This window comes from Zoogloea sp. (assembly GCF_030157465.1).
In the GTDB taxonomy this organism is placed as follows: Bacteria; Pseudomonadota; Gammaproteobacteria; order Burkholderiales; family Rhodocyclaceae; genus Zoogloea.
Genome location: NZ_JAOAUU010000020.1, coordinates 55,056 through 69,966, shown reverse-complemented (window position 1 = coordinate 69,966; position 14,911 = coordinate 55,056). Strand labels below are relative to the sequence as shown.

The 14,911-nt window shown below is 65.8% G+C and carries 13 protein-coding genes; 3 read left to right on the top strand and 10 right to left on the bottom strand.

Annotated features, from left to right (window positions below):
• Both Q1W26_RS02985 and Q1W26_RS02980 read left to right on the top strand, forming a co-directional pair.
• Positions 1 to 2,500: cadherin-like domain-containing protein (locus Q1W26_RS02985; RefSeq protein ID WP_300435670.1), on the top strand; the 2,500-nt coding region annotated here is incomplete at its 5' end.
• On the top strand, positions 2,497 to 4,047 hold the full coding sequence (locus Q1W26_RS02980; protein ID WP_300435667.1) for a diguanylate cyclase: 1,551 nt from the start codon (positions 2,497 to 2,499) through the stop codon (positions 4,045 to 4,047). The genes Q1W26_RS02985 and Q1W26_RS02980, both read left to right, overlap by 4 nt.
• Before the next feature lie 181 nt (positions 4,048 to 4,228).
• Here the strand turns inward: Q1W26_RS02980 and Q1W26_RS02975 are convergent, their stop codons facing one another.
• The 3 genes from Q1W26_RS02975 to Q1W26_RS02965 are packed head-to-tail and all read right to left on the bottom strand — an operon-like array spanning position 4,229 to position 6,144.
• Positions 4,229 to 4,642, bottom strand: coding sequence for a biopolymer transporter ExbD (locus Q1W26_RS02975; protein ID WP_300435663.1), 414 nt, complete (start codon positions 4,640 to 4,642; stop codon positions 4,229 to 4,231).
• On the bottom strand, positions 4,639 to 5,367 hold the full coding sequence (locus tag Q1W26_RS02970; RefSeq protein WP_300435660.1) for a MotA/TolQ/ExbB proton channel family protein: 729 nt from the start codon (positions 5,365 to 5,367) through the stop codon (positions 4,639 to 4,641). Before Q1W26_RS02970 ends, Q1W26_RS02975 begins: the two co-directional genes overlap by 4 nt.
• A gap of 12 nt (positions 5,368 to 5,379) precedes the next feature.
• A complete protein-coding gene (locus Q1W26_RS02965; RefSeq protein WP_300435658.1) occupies positions 5,380 to 6,144 on the bottom strand; it encodes a TonB family protein in 765 nt (254 codons plus the stop codon).
• Positions 6,145 to 6,276: 132 nt separating this feature from the next.
• Between Q1W26_RS02965 and Q1W26_RS02960 the strand changes: the two genes are divergently transcribed.
• Positions 6,277 to 6,438, top strand: a complete 162-nt coding sequence (locus tag Q1W26_RS02960; protein WP_300435656.1) for a hypothetical protein — start codon at positions 6,277 to 6,279, stop codon at positions 6,436 to 6,438.
• Between the two features lie 33 nt (positions 6,439 to 6,471).
• Here Q1W26_RS02960 and Q1W26_RS02955 read toward each other — a convergent pair whose 3' ends face one another.
• Genes Q1W26_RS02955 through Q1W26_RS02925 form a run of 7 tightly spaced genes read right to left on the bottom strand, consistent with a single transcriptional unit; the run spans position 6,472 to position 14,911 of the window.
• The gene (locus tag Q1W26_RS02955) at positions 6,472 to 6,918 is read right to left on the bottom strand and encodes a hypothetical protein (protein ID WP_300435653.1); all 447 of its coding nucleotides are present in this window, start codon (positions 6,916 to 6,918) and stop codon (positions 6,472 to 6,474) included.
• Positions 6,915 to 7,250 carry a hypothetical protein gene (locus Q1W26_RS02950; protein WP_300435650.1) on the bottom strand — a complete coding sequence of 112 codons (336 nt, stop codon included), beginning with the start codon at positions 7,248 to 7,250 and terminating at the stop codon, positions 6,915 to 6,917. Before Q1W26_RS02950 ends, Q1W26_RS02955 begins: the two co-directional genes overlap by 4 nt.
• 3 nt (positions 7,251 to 7,253) lie before the next feature.
• Positions 7,254 to 11,069 (bottom strand): host specificity factor TipJ family phage tail protein, encoded by a 3,816-nt coding sequence (locus Q1W26_RS02945; RefSeq protein WP_300435647.1) that lies wholly within the window; start codon positions 11,067 to 11,069, stop codon positions 7,254 to 7,256.
• Positions 11,062 to 11,451, bottom strand: coding sequence for a hypothetical protein (locus Q1W26_RS02940; RefSeq protein ID WP_300435644.1), 390 nt, complete (start codon positions 11,449 to 11,451; stop codon positions 11,062 to 11,064). Before Q1W26_RS02940 ends, Q1W26_RS02945 begins: the two co-directional genes overlap by 8 nt.
• Positions 11,451 to 11,918 carry a DUF1833 family protein gene (locus Q1W26_RS02935; RefSeq protein WP_300435641.1) on the bottom strand — a complete coding sequence of 156 codons (468 nt, stop codon included), beginning with the start codon at positions 11,916 to 11,918 and terminating at the stop codon, positions 11,451 to 11,453. The genes Q1W26_RS02940 and Q1W26_RS02935 overlap by 1 nt, the downstream gene beginning before the upstream one ends.
• The gene (locus Q1W26_RS02930) at positions 11,911 to 12,270 is read right to left on the bottom strand and encodes a hypothetical protein (RefSeq protein WP_300435638.1); all 360 of its coding nucleotides are present in this window, start codon (positions 12,268 to 12,270) and stop codon (positions 11,911 to 11,913) included. The genes Q1W26_RS02935 and Q1W26_RS02930 overlap by 8 nt, the downstream gene beginning before the upstream one ends.
• Position 12,271: 1 nt before the next feature.
• Entirely contained in the window at positions 12,272 to 14,911 is a 2,640-nt protein-coding gene (locus tag Q1W26_RS02925; protein ID WP_300435635.1) for a phage tail length tape measure family protein, read from the bottom strand.

Below are 14,911 nucleotides of genomic sequence, written 5' to 3'. Positions count from 1 at the left end.
CCTCGCCGGCGGTGCCGACGCCGCGCTGTTCGCGATCGACGCCAGCACCGGCGCGCTGAGCTTCATCACCGCCCCCGACTACGAAACCCCGCTCGATGCTGGTGGCGACAACGGCTACGACGTCACGGTCGAAGTCACCGACGGCGATTTCAGTTCCAGTCAGACCATTGCGGTCACGGTCACCTCGGTGAACGAAACCCCGCCGACGATCACCAGCAGCGCTACCGCCAGCGTCGCGGAAAACACCACGACGGTCAGCACCATCACCGCCACCGACCCCGACCGGCCAGCGGCAACTTTGAGCTACCGCCTCGCCGGTGGCGCCGACGCCGCGCTGTTCGCCATCGACGCCAGCACCGGCGCTCTGAGCTTCATCACCGCCCCCGACTACGAAGCCCCGCTCGATGCCGGTGGCGACAACATCTACGACGTGACGGTCGAAGTCACTGACGGCGACTTCAGCTCCAGCCAGGCGCTGGCGATCACCGTCACCCCGGTGAACGAAACATCGCCGACGATCACCAGCAGCGCCACTGCCAGCGTCGCGGAAAACACCACGACGGTGAGCACCGTCACCGCCAGCGACCCCGACCGGCCGGCGGCAACTTTGAGCTATCGTCTCGCCGGCGGCGCCGATGCCGCGCTGTTCGCCATCGACGCTTCGACCGGCGCACTGAGCTTCATCACCGCCCCCGACTACGAAACCCCACTCGACGCCAACGGCGACAATGTTTACGACGTGGTCGTGAGCGCTTCTGACGGCGTCTTGACGGTGACGCAGACGCTCGCCATTGCGGTGCAAAACCGCAACGAGATGCCGCAGGGCAGCGATGGTCGTGTGAGTGTTGCCGAGGATGGCCGCCATGTTTTCGTGCTGGCTGATTTCGGTTTCACCGATCCGCTCGATACACAGGCCAACGGGCTCGCGGCGGTGCAGATTCTTGCCGTGCCGGGGCAGGGCAGCTTCCTGCTGGCCGGCGTGCCGGTGGCCGATGGGCAGTGGATCCCGGCGGGAGACATTCTTGCCGGTCTCTTCAGTTACGCGCCGGCCGCCGACGACAACGGCGCGGCTTACGCAGCGCTCAACTTCCGCGTGCGCGACGACGGTGGCACCGCGGGCGGGGGTGTGGACACCGAGGCCGGCCAGCACACGCTGACGATCGACGTCAGCGCCGTCAACGATCTGCCGGCTGGCACCGACGACAGCTACAGCCTGGATGAAGACACGCCGCTCGTCGTCAGCGGGCCGGGTGTGCTGGCCAACGATTCCGACCCGGACGCTGACTCGCTCAGCGCCGAGCTGCTCGCCGGGCCGGCCCATGGCAGCCTCACCCTCGCGGCGGATGGCAGTTTCCGCTACACGCCGCTTGCCGATTGGTCTGGCGCCGACAGCTTCAGTTACCGCAGTTTTGACGGCACGGGCTATGGCGCGCCGGTAGCGGTGCGTCTTGTAGTGCAAGCCATCAACGATGCGCCGCTCATCGAAAGCGCCGCCATCGAGGTGATGCAGGGAGGCTCGGCTAGCGTTGGCAGCGGCAGCGTTGTCGTCGCCGATAGCGATTCCGTGGCAGCGTCGATCCGCATCCAGATCGAGCGTGCCACGGGCGGTCATTTTGAACTGCGCAGCACGCCGGGCGTGACGGTCGGCGAGTTCGGCTATGCCGATCTGGCGGCCGGGCAGGTGGTCTTTCTGCATGATGGCAGCGCCACGCTGCCGGTCATCGTCCTGCAGGCCAATGACGGCCAGGCGAGCGGTCCGGCCTTGTCGGTGCGGGTGTCCTTCCAGCCGTCGGGTGGCATTCTTGTGCCGGTCGAGCCGCCCGTCGTCGTCACCCCTTCGCCGGTGGTGCCGGGCCCGTCGACACCCGCGCCAGCAAAGCCGTCGGCTACGAATCCTCCGGTTACCGCCCGGCCCGTGGCTCCGCCGGCAAGCGACGGGACGTCGTCGGAGACGTCCCGGTCTGATGGCAGCACGGGGCTGGCGCCTTCCACAATGCAGGCCTACGCGTCGGGCGACGACGTGCCGGGGGTTCGGCGCTATGGCATCGGCGCCGGCATGCTGCGCTTTGACCGCGCCCATGTCACGCTCACGCTGGGTGCAGGCACGACAGGCCCGCTGATGGAGTTCCTGCTGTCCGGCGAAGACATCAAGAGCGGCACCGGCGCGTCTTCGGGCGGGCGCCTTGCTTCGGCCGAAAAGGCCCATATTCCGCCGCTGGCCGATGGCGCCTATGCCGATGTCCAGGTGGTACTGCAGGCCGTTGAACTGTCTGGCGTGGCTCTTTCGGTCGGTGTTGTCTGGTGGGCCACCCGGGCGGGCGGTCTGGTGGCCAGCCTGCTGATGGCCGCGCCCGCGTGGCGCAGCTTCGACCCGCTGCCGGTACTCGGCCCGCAGGACGAAAACGAATCCGGATGGGGAGTTGAAGTGGACGACGAAATGGTGCGGGACGAAATGGGTGCAGCAGATGTCTTTGACGCCGAAGTGGGAGTCGCCCGGTGAGCCTTCACAAGATATCCCTCGACCCGGTTGCCCGAATCGCCCTGGGGCTGGTGGCCCTGCTGGTGTCCTTGCTGATGGTTGTGGATCTCATCTTCGGGCTGATTCCCGATCGCTCCGACATCGCCCGCGAGGTGCGTCAGCAGATCAGCGAAAGCCTCGCGGTGCAGGCTGCCACCCTGCTGCAGTCGGGGGATATGGCCACGCTCCAGAGCACCCTGCATGCCGTGCTCGAACGCAACACCGATCTGCGTTCGGTGGCTGTTCGCCAGGATGGCGCCAGCGTCATCGCCCAGGCCGGTGAGCACGGGCGCTTGTGGCAGCCCCCGGAAGACGGCTCCTCGACGCTCACCCAGGTACGCGTGCCGGTGCTGGCCGAGGGCAAAAACTGGGGCGAGGTCGAGCTGACCTTCCGTCCGGTGCTGCCGGAGAGCCTGATCGAATGGCTCACCTATCCCACCCTGATGGCGCTGGTCGCGATTTCCGCCGGCGGCTTTGTCGCGTTTTATCTTTACCTGCGCCGGGTGCTTGAATACCTCGACCCCGCCAAGGCGATTCCCGACCGGGTGCGTACCGCCTTCGACACCCTGGCCGAAGGCGTGATGGTGCTCGACAAGCAGGGGCGGGTGGTGCTGGCCAACAAGGCTTTTCGCAACTTTCACCCTGCCGCCCAGGGTGACCTGACCGGCCGTCCGGTGACCGAACTCAGCTGGCTGACAGAGGGTTTTCATGCGTCGCCGGAGCATCCCTACCCGTGGATGCGCGCCATGGAGACGCGCAGCAACATTGGCGATGAAACCCTCGAAATCATCCGTCCGGGTGAAGAGGAGCCGATTCGCACCATCGTGGGCTGCTCGCCGGTTCTCGATGGTCACGGGCGTTTGCGCGGCTGCCTCGTGAACTTTTCGGACGTTACCGTCCTGCACCGCATCAACGACCAGCTGCTCGGCACGCTCGTGGATCTGGAGGCCTCGAAGGAAGAGATCCGCCGCCAGAACGAGGAGCTGCATCGCCTTGCCACCCGCGATCCGATGACCGGCTGTCTCAACCGCCGGGCCTTCTTCGGCACTGCCGATCCGCTCTACGAGAAGCTCAAGGAAGAGGGCGCCGAAGTCTGCTGCATCATGAGCGATATCGACCACTTCAAGTTATTCAACGACCGCTACGGCCACGCGGTGGGCGACCAGGTCATCAAGTCGGTGGCCAAGTGCCTTGGCACCGACCTGCGCGAAGTGGACATGCTGTGCCGTTACGGCGGCGAGGAATTCTGCATCATGCTGCCCGGCTCCACGGCCGAACAGGCCTATGACGTGGCGGAGCGCCTGCGTTTCGCCATCGAGACAAACGCCGGCGCCGCGGTGCGCGACATTCCCGGCATCCGCATCACCTCCAGCTTCGGTGTGGCGTCGATCAGGCTGGGCGCAAAAGATCCGGCCGAACTCATCGACCAGGCGGACAAGGCGCTTTACCTGTCCAAGCAAACGGGCCGTAACCGTGTGACGATCTGGACGGGCGAGCCGGAGGCGGCGAAGGACGAGGTTAAGGCCTGAGCGAGCCGCCGAGCCATCGGCGACTATTTTCAGTCTCGTAGATACTGTTAGCCAACAGGGCGTAACCCGACAGAAGCCTGCCGATCTTCGGGATGTCGCTGTCGGGTTACGCTGCGCCAACCCGATCTACCCGAATGTTCAAAGTTGCGCCTTTTGGGCTGAATCCGGCTTGAACCGGCCGCTATCTGCCCGGCTCCGTCACGAAGGCCACCTTGCCCAGCCCGTGCCGGCTGGCTGACGACAGCAGCTGCGCCACGTGGTCGTACTCGGCATGGCGATCCACTTGCAGGTGCAGTTCCGGCTGAGGCTGGCGGCTTGCCGCGGTGGCGAGGCGGTCTTCGAGCGCTGCGGCGGGCAGGGTTTCGCCGTTCCAGCTGAGCGCGCCGTCGGCCTGGATGGCCAGCTGGACTTTCTCCGGCTTGATCTCTAAAGCCTGGCTGCTGGCTTGGGGCAAATCCAGCTTTACCGCGTGGTTGATCACCGGCACGGTGATGATGAAGATGATCAGCAGCACCAGCATCACGTCCACCAGCGGCGTCATGTTGATCTCCGACATCACCTCGCCGTCGTCGTCCAGATCGGTGTGAAAGCTCATCGTGCTTCCTTCCGGGCCGGCAGCGGATGCACGCTGGACGCGGTCTTGCGCACTTTGCCGCCGGTGACGAGGTAGGCGTGCAGGTCGTGGGCAAAGTGCTTGAGCCTGGCCAGGATTTCCTTGTTGCCGCGCACCAGCGCGTTGTAGCCCAGCACCGCCGGAATCGCCACGGCGAGGCCGCCGGCGGTCATCACCAGCGATTCGCCCACCGGGCCGGCCACCTTGTCGAGGGTGGCCTGGCCGGCTGCGCCGATGCCGATCAGCGCGTGGTAGATGCCCCACACGGTGCCGAACAAGCCGATGAAGGGCGCGGTGCTGCCCACCGAAGCAAGAATCGCCATGCCGGATTGCAGGCGGCCGGTGGTGTCGTCGATGGACTGGCGCAGATTGCTGGTGATCCAGTCATTGAGGCCGAGCACGCCGTGGAGTTCGTCCCGGTGGCTGGTGTGGTGGACCACTGCCTCGGTGCCGCGGCTGGCCAGTTCGCGAAACGGATTGTCGGTGCCGGCCGGGGCGAGGGCGGCGAGGCCCGCGTCGAAGCTGGTGGCGTGCCAGAACTGCTTTGAGCCGGCGCTCATGCGGCGCAGTTGCAGCAGGTTCCAGGCCTTGACGACGATCACCGACCAGGATGCCAGCGACATCAGGATGAGCATGATGGCCACGGCGTGGGAGACGCCGTCGCCCTGAGCCCAGATGCGGGCCAGGCTGAAAGTGGAATCGTTCATGGGCTTTGCCTTTCAGGATGCGGAAGTAAGAGTGAAATCGATGGGAACCTTGACGGCGCCGGCAACCGGCTGATCGCCCTGGCGCGCCGGCACGAAGCGCCAGCTGCGCAGAACGGTTTCGCGGGCGATGTCGTCGAGCCGCGAAAAACCGCTGCTCCTGGCGATGCTGACCTCGGTGGGCCGGCCGTCGACGCCCACCTGGACGCGCAACAGCACGCGGCCTTCCTCGCCCATGCGCTTCGATGCGCTGGGGTAGGGCGGGGCAGGATTGGCCAGGTAGGCGGCGTCGAAGCGCGGTGCCGTGATGGCCACCGGGGCGGCGGGCGCTTCCTTTGCGGGGGCCGCCGTGGCTACCGGGGCCGGGGCGGCTGCGGGGGCGCTGCTTTCAACCGGGTTGGTGGCGATGGCGGCCGAGGTGAGCGTCGGCTTGTCGGCTGCGCGAGGCTGGGGCGCGGGCCGGGGCTGGGCTTTGGGCGTCGGTGTTTTTTCCCGCACTTCGGGCCGGGCCTGGGGGGCGGGTTGCGGCGCGGGGGCCGGCGTGTCCGGCGTGATGAGGCTGACCGTGAGATAGGGCTGTGGCGGGGTGATCGGTGCCGGCATCTCGCTCATCCCGATCACCAACGCTGCCAGCAGCGCAGCGTGCAGCAGCACCGCCACGCCAAGGCCGACGCCGCTCCTGCGAACGGTGGACGCGGGCTCGGTGCGGGGCATGGCGAGAAACGGAGCCGGCAACCCGAGGGCGTCGGGCGGCGCGAACGCCAGCGGGGCGGCAGTCATGTCGATCTCCAGAAAAGGACGTTTCCTGGCTGGCTTGCGACATGCCGACGGGCAGTGCTGGCTGGCTGGGGTTTGCGATTGCGTGTTCGCGTGATGGGCGGACACGGCGCTGATTCAGGCCTTGGTTCAGGCGTGAATCAGATTAACGCAAATAAGAATGATTCGCATTTTATGGATGAAGTCCGGGAAGGTCAAGCGAAGGCGGGCCGTTCCGGCGGGAAAAATGGGAAAGAAAAAGGCTCTGTTGAAGCGCGCCGCGATAAATCAAAGGGTGGAAGCGCGATAAGTGGATGAGCGGCAACTTTCAACCGGCGAAAGAAATTTTCACTAAACGGGCCAAAGATCGACGATGGCGTCCAGTTCGGCTTCAGTCGTTGCAGCCAGCAAGGCGTTGTAACGAGATCTCGCCAAGTCGATACGAGACTTGAGGGCTTCGAAGCGAGCGATGGCTTCAGGGGCTGCTGAAACACCTGCCAGCATCGCCTCGACCAGCTCACGCATTGGCCTGGCCTGCTCGGCCTCCGCCTGCAGGATATCCCCGTATGCAATCGATGCAGCTGCGGCCATTCGCTCTCGCCAGTCGGGAGTCGGCGGAGAAACCGGAACAACGTCGCCCGTAGCATGGATCACCTCATGAGAGAGGTAATCCCACGCACCCAGCACGACCGCACATCCGTCCGGGATCGCTGCGGCAATTAGTTCACCAGTCGGGGCAGACACCTGCGCGCCGGTCATCCGCCCCGTGGCGACCTCGTATACGCTGAAGACACTCATCGCTTGAACAGCTCCGCAATCAAGTAAAGATTGTTTGCCCACACCGACCCGGCGCCGGAGATTGTGTAACCCAGTTCCTCCATCCCCATGGTCCAGACAACGCCGCCGCCGGGGTACGCCAGAACAATCTCTGCAGTCGGACCAACGCGCGAAATAATCGGCAGATAAATCAGCGCGCCATTGTTGACCCATGCACGCAGGACGATGTCTGACGCGCTTGTCCCCCACGCCATATAGTTGTTTGAAAACGCCGACCCCCCAATGGAGGCACTGGTAGTAATACGGAGGCTACCCGCGTACAGGCTGCTAAAAGATCCAGATGGCAGCGCCATGATTTACCCGTAGTTCGCGTGAGAAACACCCGCCGCATCAAATAGCACGACCCGTTCAGATGCTGCGGTACCGTTGAGCTCGGCGGTATTGATTGCCCCAGCCCCCACAAAATCAGAGGCATTCCCGCTCGTGATCGGACGATCGACTCTGCGTGTCCAGCCACCCCAGCCGCTGGCCACAAAGCCGGTGCGCTTCCATTCTCCGGCTGAACTTTTCCATGTCTGCACAACTGCCGCCGCATCGTCGCCCCATGCCCGCTCAGTCCGCAGCACGCCCCATTCTCCAAATCCGAGGCCCACAGACACGCTCCATTTAAATTGCTGCAGCGTCCCGACCGGGTACCAGCCGGGGGCATCGCTCGCATAACGCTGACCTGCGCCACCACCGTCGCCCAGGTCGATTATGCGGCCGGCGTTGTCGATCGGCTTGCCAGACCCAGCGACGCCAGACCACAGCGCCGTCGTTCCGGCAACAGCATAAATTTCGTTAAGCAGAGTCTGCCTGGCCGCGTAATAGTTTGACCAATAAGCCCGCCACGTCGGCCCATCGATATCACTTGTCGTTGATAGGTTTCCCAGCAGCGGCGACAAGTAAGCCGACAATTCGTTGAAGCGATCTCCGTGGGCCGTCCTCTGCCATCCGATTCCGAAAGCCGCGGCCTTCCCGTCGATGCCCCAATAGGTATTGCTCACTTCGCCATACTCTTTCCACGCAGCTTGCTTCTCCAGCGGACTCAACTTGTAGTCGGATGCCAGTTCATCATGCTTTGCGTTCGCGGAGTTTGCCGCCGCCTGGGCAGCCGCAGCGGCAGCGCCAAATCCCGCTCCATCCGTCAGCTGGTTCGTGTTGGTCACAGCAAACGGCGCGGCTCCGAGCGTCACCGTCGCCCGTGCTCCGCTCGCGCTGTAGTTACCACTCGCGTCCAGCATCCGCGCCTCGAATGTCCATGTTCCGGCAGCAGGCACATTGCTCTCTGCCCGCCCCGAGCCAAACGGAACCCGCCCCAATGGCGTCATCGCGCCCCATGCCGTGCCGCTGCTGGCTGCGTAGCGAATCTCTAGATACGTCACGTCCGGCGGCACGGTCGCTACCGTCCACACAAACGCCCGCGTGCCATCGGCCAGCGCAGACACACCGAATCCCGTCACCGCCGGCGGTGGCACATCCTGCCCCTGAATATCGTAGGTGCTTGCCAGCCGGCTTCTGAGGTTGCTCTGCCCCAGTCCGTTGTAGCCCGTCACTTCGATGTAGGCCGATCCCGTCTGCGGGACCAGGATGGAATGCTGTGTGCCCGTGGCGAGTCCGGATTCCTGCCATGGGCCCCCATCAATCTTGTAGCGCAGCCGCGTGGCTGCGATCTCGCCTTGAGCCGCCCACGTGACGTTGAGCTGCACCGCGTAGCCGGCTCCGGCGCGAATCAGCTCCTCGGACACCTGCAGCCCCGAGAGCACCGGAAGGTTGTTCACCACGGGCGTGGCCACGTGGGCAAACGTGCCGCTCTCGGCGGCGTAGTACTCGGCCGGATCGTCCTGGGCGGTGATCCGCACGCCCTCCATTCCAGGGCGTGGCGACACGTCGGTGATCTTCACCCGCCAGCCCGGCGTCGCCTTAGCGTCGGCAAGGTAGCGCCAATCCACCGCGGGGCTGCCATCGGCGGCCGGGGTGGTGGGCAGCGGGTCAAGCAGCGTCACCTCGTCGGCCTGGGCCTCGGTAGCCCCGACTTGCACCCGGTGGTAACTGATTTCACCTGACGGACGGCACACGGCCATCCAGCAACCGGCAGGCTTCAGCGTGATGGTCCGGTCCAGGGAGAGCTGCGTCGCACTGCCCACGGCTACCAGCCGGCCGGCCTCACCCCACTTGGTCAGGTCGTGCGACAGCGCGACCACATCGCCCTTGCGCACTGTCAGGCCCTCGGCGTCGGCCTCCCACGAGATGCTGCGAAACCGGTACAGGTTCTGGGCGTACATCAGGTTCGCCTCTTTGCCGGCCAGTGCGGTGCTGGTGCACCCGAGCAGCTCCACGCTGGCCGTCCGCCGGACGTTCGTTGCATTGGGCGAGACTCGAACAGTGTCGCGTTGCCAGTTGTTGTCCGGGTTGATATAGCTGACTTCCAGCTCATCAGCCATCTCTTCGGACGGATACGAAATGCGGAATGAGCCCTTCTTGATATTCACCGGCGAGAACATCGCCACCGCCGGCAACCCATCCGCATCCCACACGGCAGACAAGGCGCCTGGCGCCCATGTCTTGGACCCGCGGCCGCAGCGGGCAATGCGATCGAGCACCGTGTCGGCGGAGAGTGCCTGGTCCAGCACCATGTTGCAGCTCAAACCCTTGGCATCGCACCAGGCAGCCCAGGCGTCCAGGGCAGCCAGATCGATCCGGGAAGCAGCCAGCCCGGCGCCCCAGATCCGGCGGCCGCCGATGAAGGCGCCGAGGGCAAAGGCTTTGAACCACGTCGCCGGGTTGCTCGTCGGCGCGCCGTTCAACCGGTGGCTGACCAGCCCGGACAGCTGACTCACCGCGCCATTCAACTGCCCGCTCGCCCGAATCTTGAGGCCCAGGATGCGCTGCCCGGCGTAGTCGCCACTGTCGGGCTGCAGGCTGCGGATGGCCGGAATGGAGATCTCGCAGGTAGTCCGCGCGTCGCTGATGTCGGCGGTAAGCTTGGTGACCCTTACCTCGTACTGCCCCTTGGTGACCGTCTTGCGCAGGGTAAAGCGCCAAACGTCGCGAGTCCCGCTGTATAGCCAGACAATGCCGTCGGTGCTTCCAAAGGGCAGGAATGGCGAGCTCTCAGTCGTGCCAAACCAAGCCACGCTTCCATCTGCGCTGCTGAACGGCAACCAGGTAGGGCTTCCCACCGCCCGCCACTCGAACATGACCGATGCCGAGTACTGTTCCAGCCCACCATTACCGGCATGAAACATCACGTACTGCACATCGATGTGGATCTCCATGGTGTCCACCGATGTAGTCCGCACGATGGGGCCATCGGTGGACGTGAGTACCGTTCCACCCTGGGTATCCACATTGCCGGCGATCAGGGTCGGCATCATGCCCGTGGCCCACTGAACCGTCACATCCTTATAGTCCGTCAACGGGGTATCGCCGATGCGCAGATCGGTGATTTCCAGATCTCCAAAACCAAAGTTGTAGGCAATAAACAGGTACTGGTCATTGCCATTGACGTACAGCGTGTACCCCGCGCACGCCTGGTCCGGAAACATCCGGTGGGTGCCGATCACCAGCGGCAGCGGCTCGTAGCGGCGCACGCGGTTTGACCCGCCGGCCAGGCTGTAGGTCGGAGATGTCTCACCCCCACCGAGGCCGGACAGATCGTTCGTCGGCAGCGGCAGCAGCGCATTCACCGCCATCATGCCCACCGTCATCACCGCGGCAGAGGCGGCAACGTAAGCCGCGGTCTGGCCAAGGGTCATCGCACCAGTACCCGCCCAACCCATGGCGCCGGCAGCCAAACCCCCTGTATAGACCGCCGCAACAACAACAGCGATCGTCAGCACGATCCGACCCACATCCGACCCGCCGTCGCCGCCAGCGACAGCGGCCGCCACGCCGATCACGGCGCCGGGCTTCACCCTCACGCGGCCCCACCAGGCCCGCGGCACGCTGCAATCGCCGATGGTCACAACGCACGGGTCGGGCAGATCGCCGATCACACGCGCCAGATAAGCATCCAGCTGCTCACCGGTGCGCGGCGGCTCAAAGATCATCCGCCGATCCCGCGCCGGCATCAGCGGATGCGGGCAAAACACCACGTTCGGCGGCCGGGGCCGCAACACCACATCATCCATCGCAGCGCATCCTGTAAAAGCCTTCCACCCGAATGCCCAGCCCCGCCAGATCGCGCAGACGGTGGCTCACCACCTGGCCGCTGCTCCTCAGCGCGTGCAGCACCCACGGCTCGCCCTGGTGGAACCACACTCCCACATGCCACAGCCCGCGCACCTGCATCAGCACCACGTCTCCCTCGGTGGGTTCCGCCACCGGGTCGGCCAGATCCTGTGCGCCCCGGGCAATCTGCGCCGACCTGCCGAAGGGGCCGTCCGCCCGCTCGGCTGGCACGGTCACGGCGCGCCCGAACACCTCGCGCTGCACCCGGGCCACCACCTCGGCGCAGTCCTGCTCGCCCGCGATGTAGGGCAGCCCGATGTAAGCATCCGTCCAGTGCGCCATCAGAAAATCCCCGGCGCCGTGCTCGGGTCGTAGCGCACCGCAACGGCCGGCAGATCCAGCAGATTTCCATAGCCCAGCTCTCCGGACACTTTCCACTGATCCACCACGATCCGCTCCAGCCCCAGGCGGTAATCCGCTTCGATCACATCCGGCGTGGCCCGCAGCACAACCATCAGCCGCACCTCGGCACCGCGCCCGCCCTTGCTGGCCTCGATCCAGCTCATCAGCTCCTCTCCGACGTTATCCACCACCAGCTCGGCCCGGGCCGCCTGGCCGCCGCGGTCGTCGGGAAAGGTGAAGTCGAAACCCGTGGCGATGAACATGTTTCCGTTGCTCACCAGAGCCTGCGTGTCCCGCACCACCCGCGCAGGCTCCGGCATGTCCGGATGCGATATCTCAAGCAGCACCACCGCCACGTCGCTTGATGACACGGCCCCCAGGGCCCGTTTGTAACGTTCACTACTCATCCCAGCTCTCCAGCGTGAAGGACACATGCCACAGGGTCAGCGCCGGGTTCTTCGGCTGGCGCTGGATATCGCCGTTCTTGATGCGCCCCTGCACCACGGTCAGCGACTCCGGGTCGGTCCAGTCGAACCAGTCGGCGCCGCGGTGGATCGTGTCGCGAAACCACACCATGAAGGCCGTGTAGTCGGCCCGGCTGCGCAGCCGTACCGTCACCTGCCGTTCGGTCATCTGGCGGCTGCGGTCGAGGCGCTGTTTGGCAGGCCCGGCATCCATCTCGGTGCGCTTGAGGGCGCTGGCCTGCTGCACGGCATAGCCATCCAGCAGGATCTGGGCGTAGCTCGGAAAGGCCGGCATCTCAGCGCCGCCCCTTGAATGCGCTCAGCGACTGGGCGATCGGCCCGTTACGCTGAAGGTCGCGGGTGAAGATCTGCACTACGGTTCCTTCTGCATCAAAGCGCGGCACGGCGCCGGTCACCTCCTGGGGCGTGCCGTCGTTGTGGATCTCGACGCGGAAGGTCTGCTGGGCCGGCGCCGCAGCCGAGGCCGTTCCTGCCGGCGTCACCTGGCCAGTGCCGGCGCCCATCATCAAAAAGGTGCGGCCGCCGGTGGTCAGCAGTTCCGGGCCCGTCTCGTTCACCTCGTAGAACGATCCCGCCGCCACCGAACCACCACCGGCCCGGCCACCGCCAAAGCTCAAGCCCTGGCCACCGCCCATCGAATCCATGTTGGTGCCGCTCGAAAGGGAATACTGGGACGACGAGCTGCCGCTCGAACCGAAGACCGATCCGGCGTAGCTCTTGACGGCCGACTCCAGAAAGGCGCCCAGAAAGCTACGTGCAGCCTGCGTCACCGGCTCCACGTAGGCCTGGATCACCATCTTGAGCACCGTGGTCTTCAGGGTGTTCTGGATCGCATCGACAAAGGACTGGCCGAAGTTCTTTCCGCTCTCGAAACCCCGATACAGGCTGTCGGTCAGGCTGCGTTCGATGTCGTCGCCCACCTTTTCCCAGCGTTTGGCCGTGGTGGCCGCGGCTTCGCGGTTGGCCGCATCGATCCGGTTTTCGGCGCGCTTGCCCAGCAGATCGGCCTGCTTGCGGGCTTCCTCGGCGGCGGCGCGGTAGCTGTCGGCCATCGGCCCGGCGTACTGGGCGGCCAGATCCAGGTTGGCGGCGTACTCGGCCTTCGCGGCCGCTTCGTTGCGCAGGCGCTCGACAGCCAGGCGCTCCACGGCCTCCTTGGTCAGGCCGATCGCCGCCACCTGGTCCCGCTCGCGCTTCAGCTGCTCCTCGAGCTGGGCGGTCTCGCGGGTGGTTTCCTTGGCCAGCGCTTCGGACCACTTGGCCTGCTCTGCCGCCTGGCGGTTGGCTTCGTCCTGGGCCAGGGCGCGGGCGGCATCCACAGCCAGGCGCTGGCGGCCGGCCACCGTCACCTTGAGGTGCCCCGAGCTGATGTCGGACAGCACGCGTACATAGGCCTGCTCGGTGTCGCTCAGCTTTTCGGTGCCGGCAGCCTGGGCGTCCAGCAGCGCCACACGGCGCTCCCAGTCGGCCAGCACGCGGGCGTCGTCGGGCTGGTCCTTGCGGCCGCTCCGGGTTCCAGTGGTCTTCGGCTTGTACTGCTCGCGGATTGCAGCTTCGCCGGCCGCCACCTTGGCCGGGTCGAGGAGCGCGCTGCTCGGGTCGAGCGCCTTCACCCGGGCCAGGTTGTCGCGGTATTCCTTCAGCGCCTCGGCGAGGTTGCGGGTCTGCTCGGCACCTTTCTTCTGGATGGGCGCGACCTTGCTCTCCACGTCCAGGTAGTCGCGCATGTTCTTCGCGCCGTCGGCGCCGGCCTGGGCCACCTTCTGCTGGGCACCGGCCTGGGCTTCGAGCTGCGCCAGGTAGTCCTGGGCCATGTCGATCCGGCCGGGGGTCAGGCCGTCGCGGATGTCCTCGATCACCTTCTTCTGGTCGGCGATCTTCTGCTGCAGGGTCTTCTCGCGGCCGATGGAGAGCATCGCGTCCCAGGCTTCGCGGGCCGAGGTGGTCACGCTCTTCCAGGCCCGCTCCAGCGTGCCGGTCTGATCGACCACCTCGCGGGCGCGCTCCTTCATCGCCTTGGCTGCGGTGTCCTGGGCCAGGGCGACAGCTTCTTCCTGCTTGCCTTGCTCCTGCAGGGCCTTGATCTGCCCGTAGATCGTGGGGGTGAGGAAGTTGTAGGCCTCGTTCACCTTCAGGATCGCCTTGACCGGATCCTTGCCGATGTCCGCGAACGCCTTCACCAGCGCATCCGCGTCCGAGATGCCTGCCTCGGTCATCGCCGAGATCGCGCCGGCCACGCCTTCGATCTGGCCCTTGGCGACCTGGCCGGTTGAAGCCAGGCGCACCAGGATGTTGGCGTTGCTGGCCTGGGTGCCCGACACCACATCCAGCCGGGCCGCCATCTGGGCCAGCTGGTCCGATGTGACGCCGGCAGCGTTGCCGGTCAGCGCCAAGGTCTTGCGGTATTCCTCGCTTTCGCCGCGGCCCTGCAGAAAAGCCAGCGTCAGCACGCCGGCGCCGGCGGCCGCGAGGGTGAACGGGTTCACCAAGCCCAGCACATAGCCGCCCATCGCCTTGGCGGCCGGGCCGAGGCCGCCGAAGGCATCCTTCAACTGTCCGCCTTGCTGCAGCGCCACCTGCATCGGCGGCATGCCCGCGGCGAGCGAGGTAAAGATGTCGGTGAACTGCATCGGCAGTTGCCGCAGCGCCGCCGAGGTCTGCGCCGCCGACATCTGCACCTGGTCGAACTTGCCGGCGGCGTTGCCCAGCGCCTTGGCCGTATCCACGGCCGGCTGCGGGGCAAACTGTTTCATCGTGGTGCCAATGGCCGGCTGGGCCTGGTTGGCGCTGCCCTCCACGTGGTCCAGCGCCTGGGCCACGCCGTCCAGGGCCTTCTCGACCTTGGCAGACTCGGCGATCGCCACCTTACCGTCGGCGGTGATCCGAATCCCGTATTCGACGCCCCGGTCAGCCAT

What these genes read in the sequence shown, in the direction of transcription:
- Q1W26_RS02975 (WP_300435663.1), bottom strand. Translation starts at nt 4,642, where the DNA reads ATGAGCTTTCACACCGATCTGGACGACGACGGCGAGGTGATGTCGGAG.
- Q1W26_RS02970 (WP_300435660.1), bottom strand. Translation starts at nt 5,367, where the DNA reads ATGAACGATTCCACTTTCAGCCTGGCCCGCATCTGGGCTCAGGGCGAC.
- Q1W26_RS02965 (WP_300435658.1), bottom strand. Translation starts at nt 6,144, where the DNA reads ATGACTGCCGCCCCGCTGGCGTTCGCGCCGCCCGACGCCCTCGGGTTG.
- Q1W26_RS02955 (WP_300435653.1), bottom strand. Translation starts at nt 6,918, where the DNA reads ATGAGTGTCTTCAGCGTATACGAGGTCGCCACGGGGCGGATGACCGGC.
- Q1W26_RS02950 (WP_300435650.1), bottom strand. Translation starts at nt 7,250, where the DNA reads ATGGCGCTGCCATCTGGATCTTTTAGCAGCCTGTACGCGGGTAGCCTC.
- Q1W26_RS02945 (WP_300435647.1), bottom strand. Translation starts at nt 11,069, where the DNA reads ATGGATGATGTGGTGTTGCGGCCCCGGCCGCCGAACGTGGTGTTTTGC.
- Q1W26_RS02940 (WP_300435644.1), bottom strand. Translation starts at nt 11,451, where the DNA reads ATGGCGCACTGGACGGATGCTTACATCGGGCTGCCCTACATCGCGGGC.
- Q1W26_RS02935 (WP_300435641.1), bottom strand. Translation starts at nt 11,918, where the DNA reads ATGAGTAGTGAACGTTACAAACGGGCCCTGGGGGCCGTGTCATCAAGC.
- Q1W26_RS02930 (WP_300435638.1), bottom strand. Translation starts at nt 12,270, where the DNA reads ATGCCGGCCTTTCCGAGCTACGCCCAGATCCTGCTGGATGGCTATGCC.
- Q1W26_RS02925 (WP_300435635.1), bottom strand. Translation starts at nt 14,911, where the DNA reads ATGGCTGACCGGGGCGTCGAATACGGGATTCGGATCACCGCCGACGGT.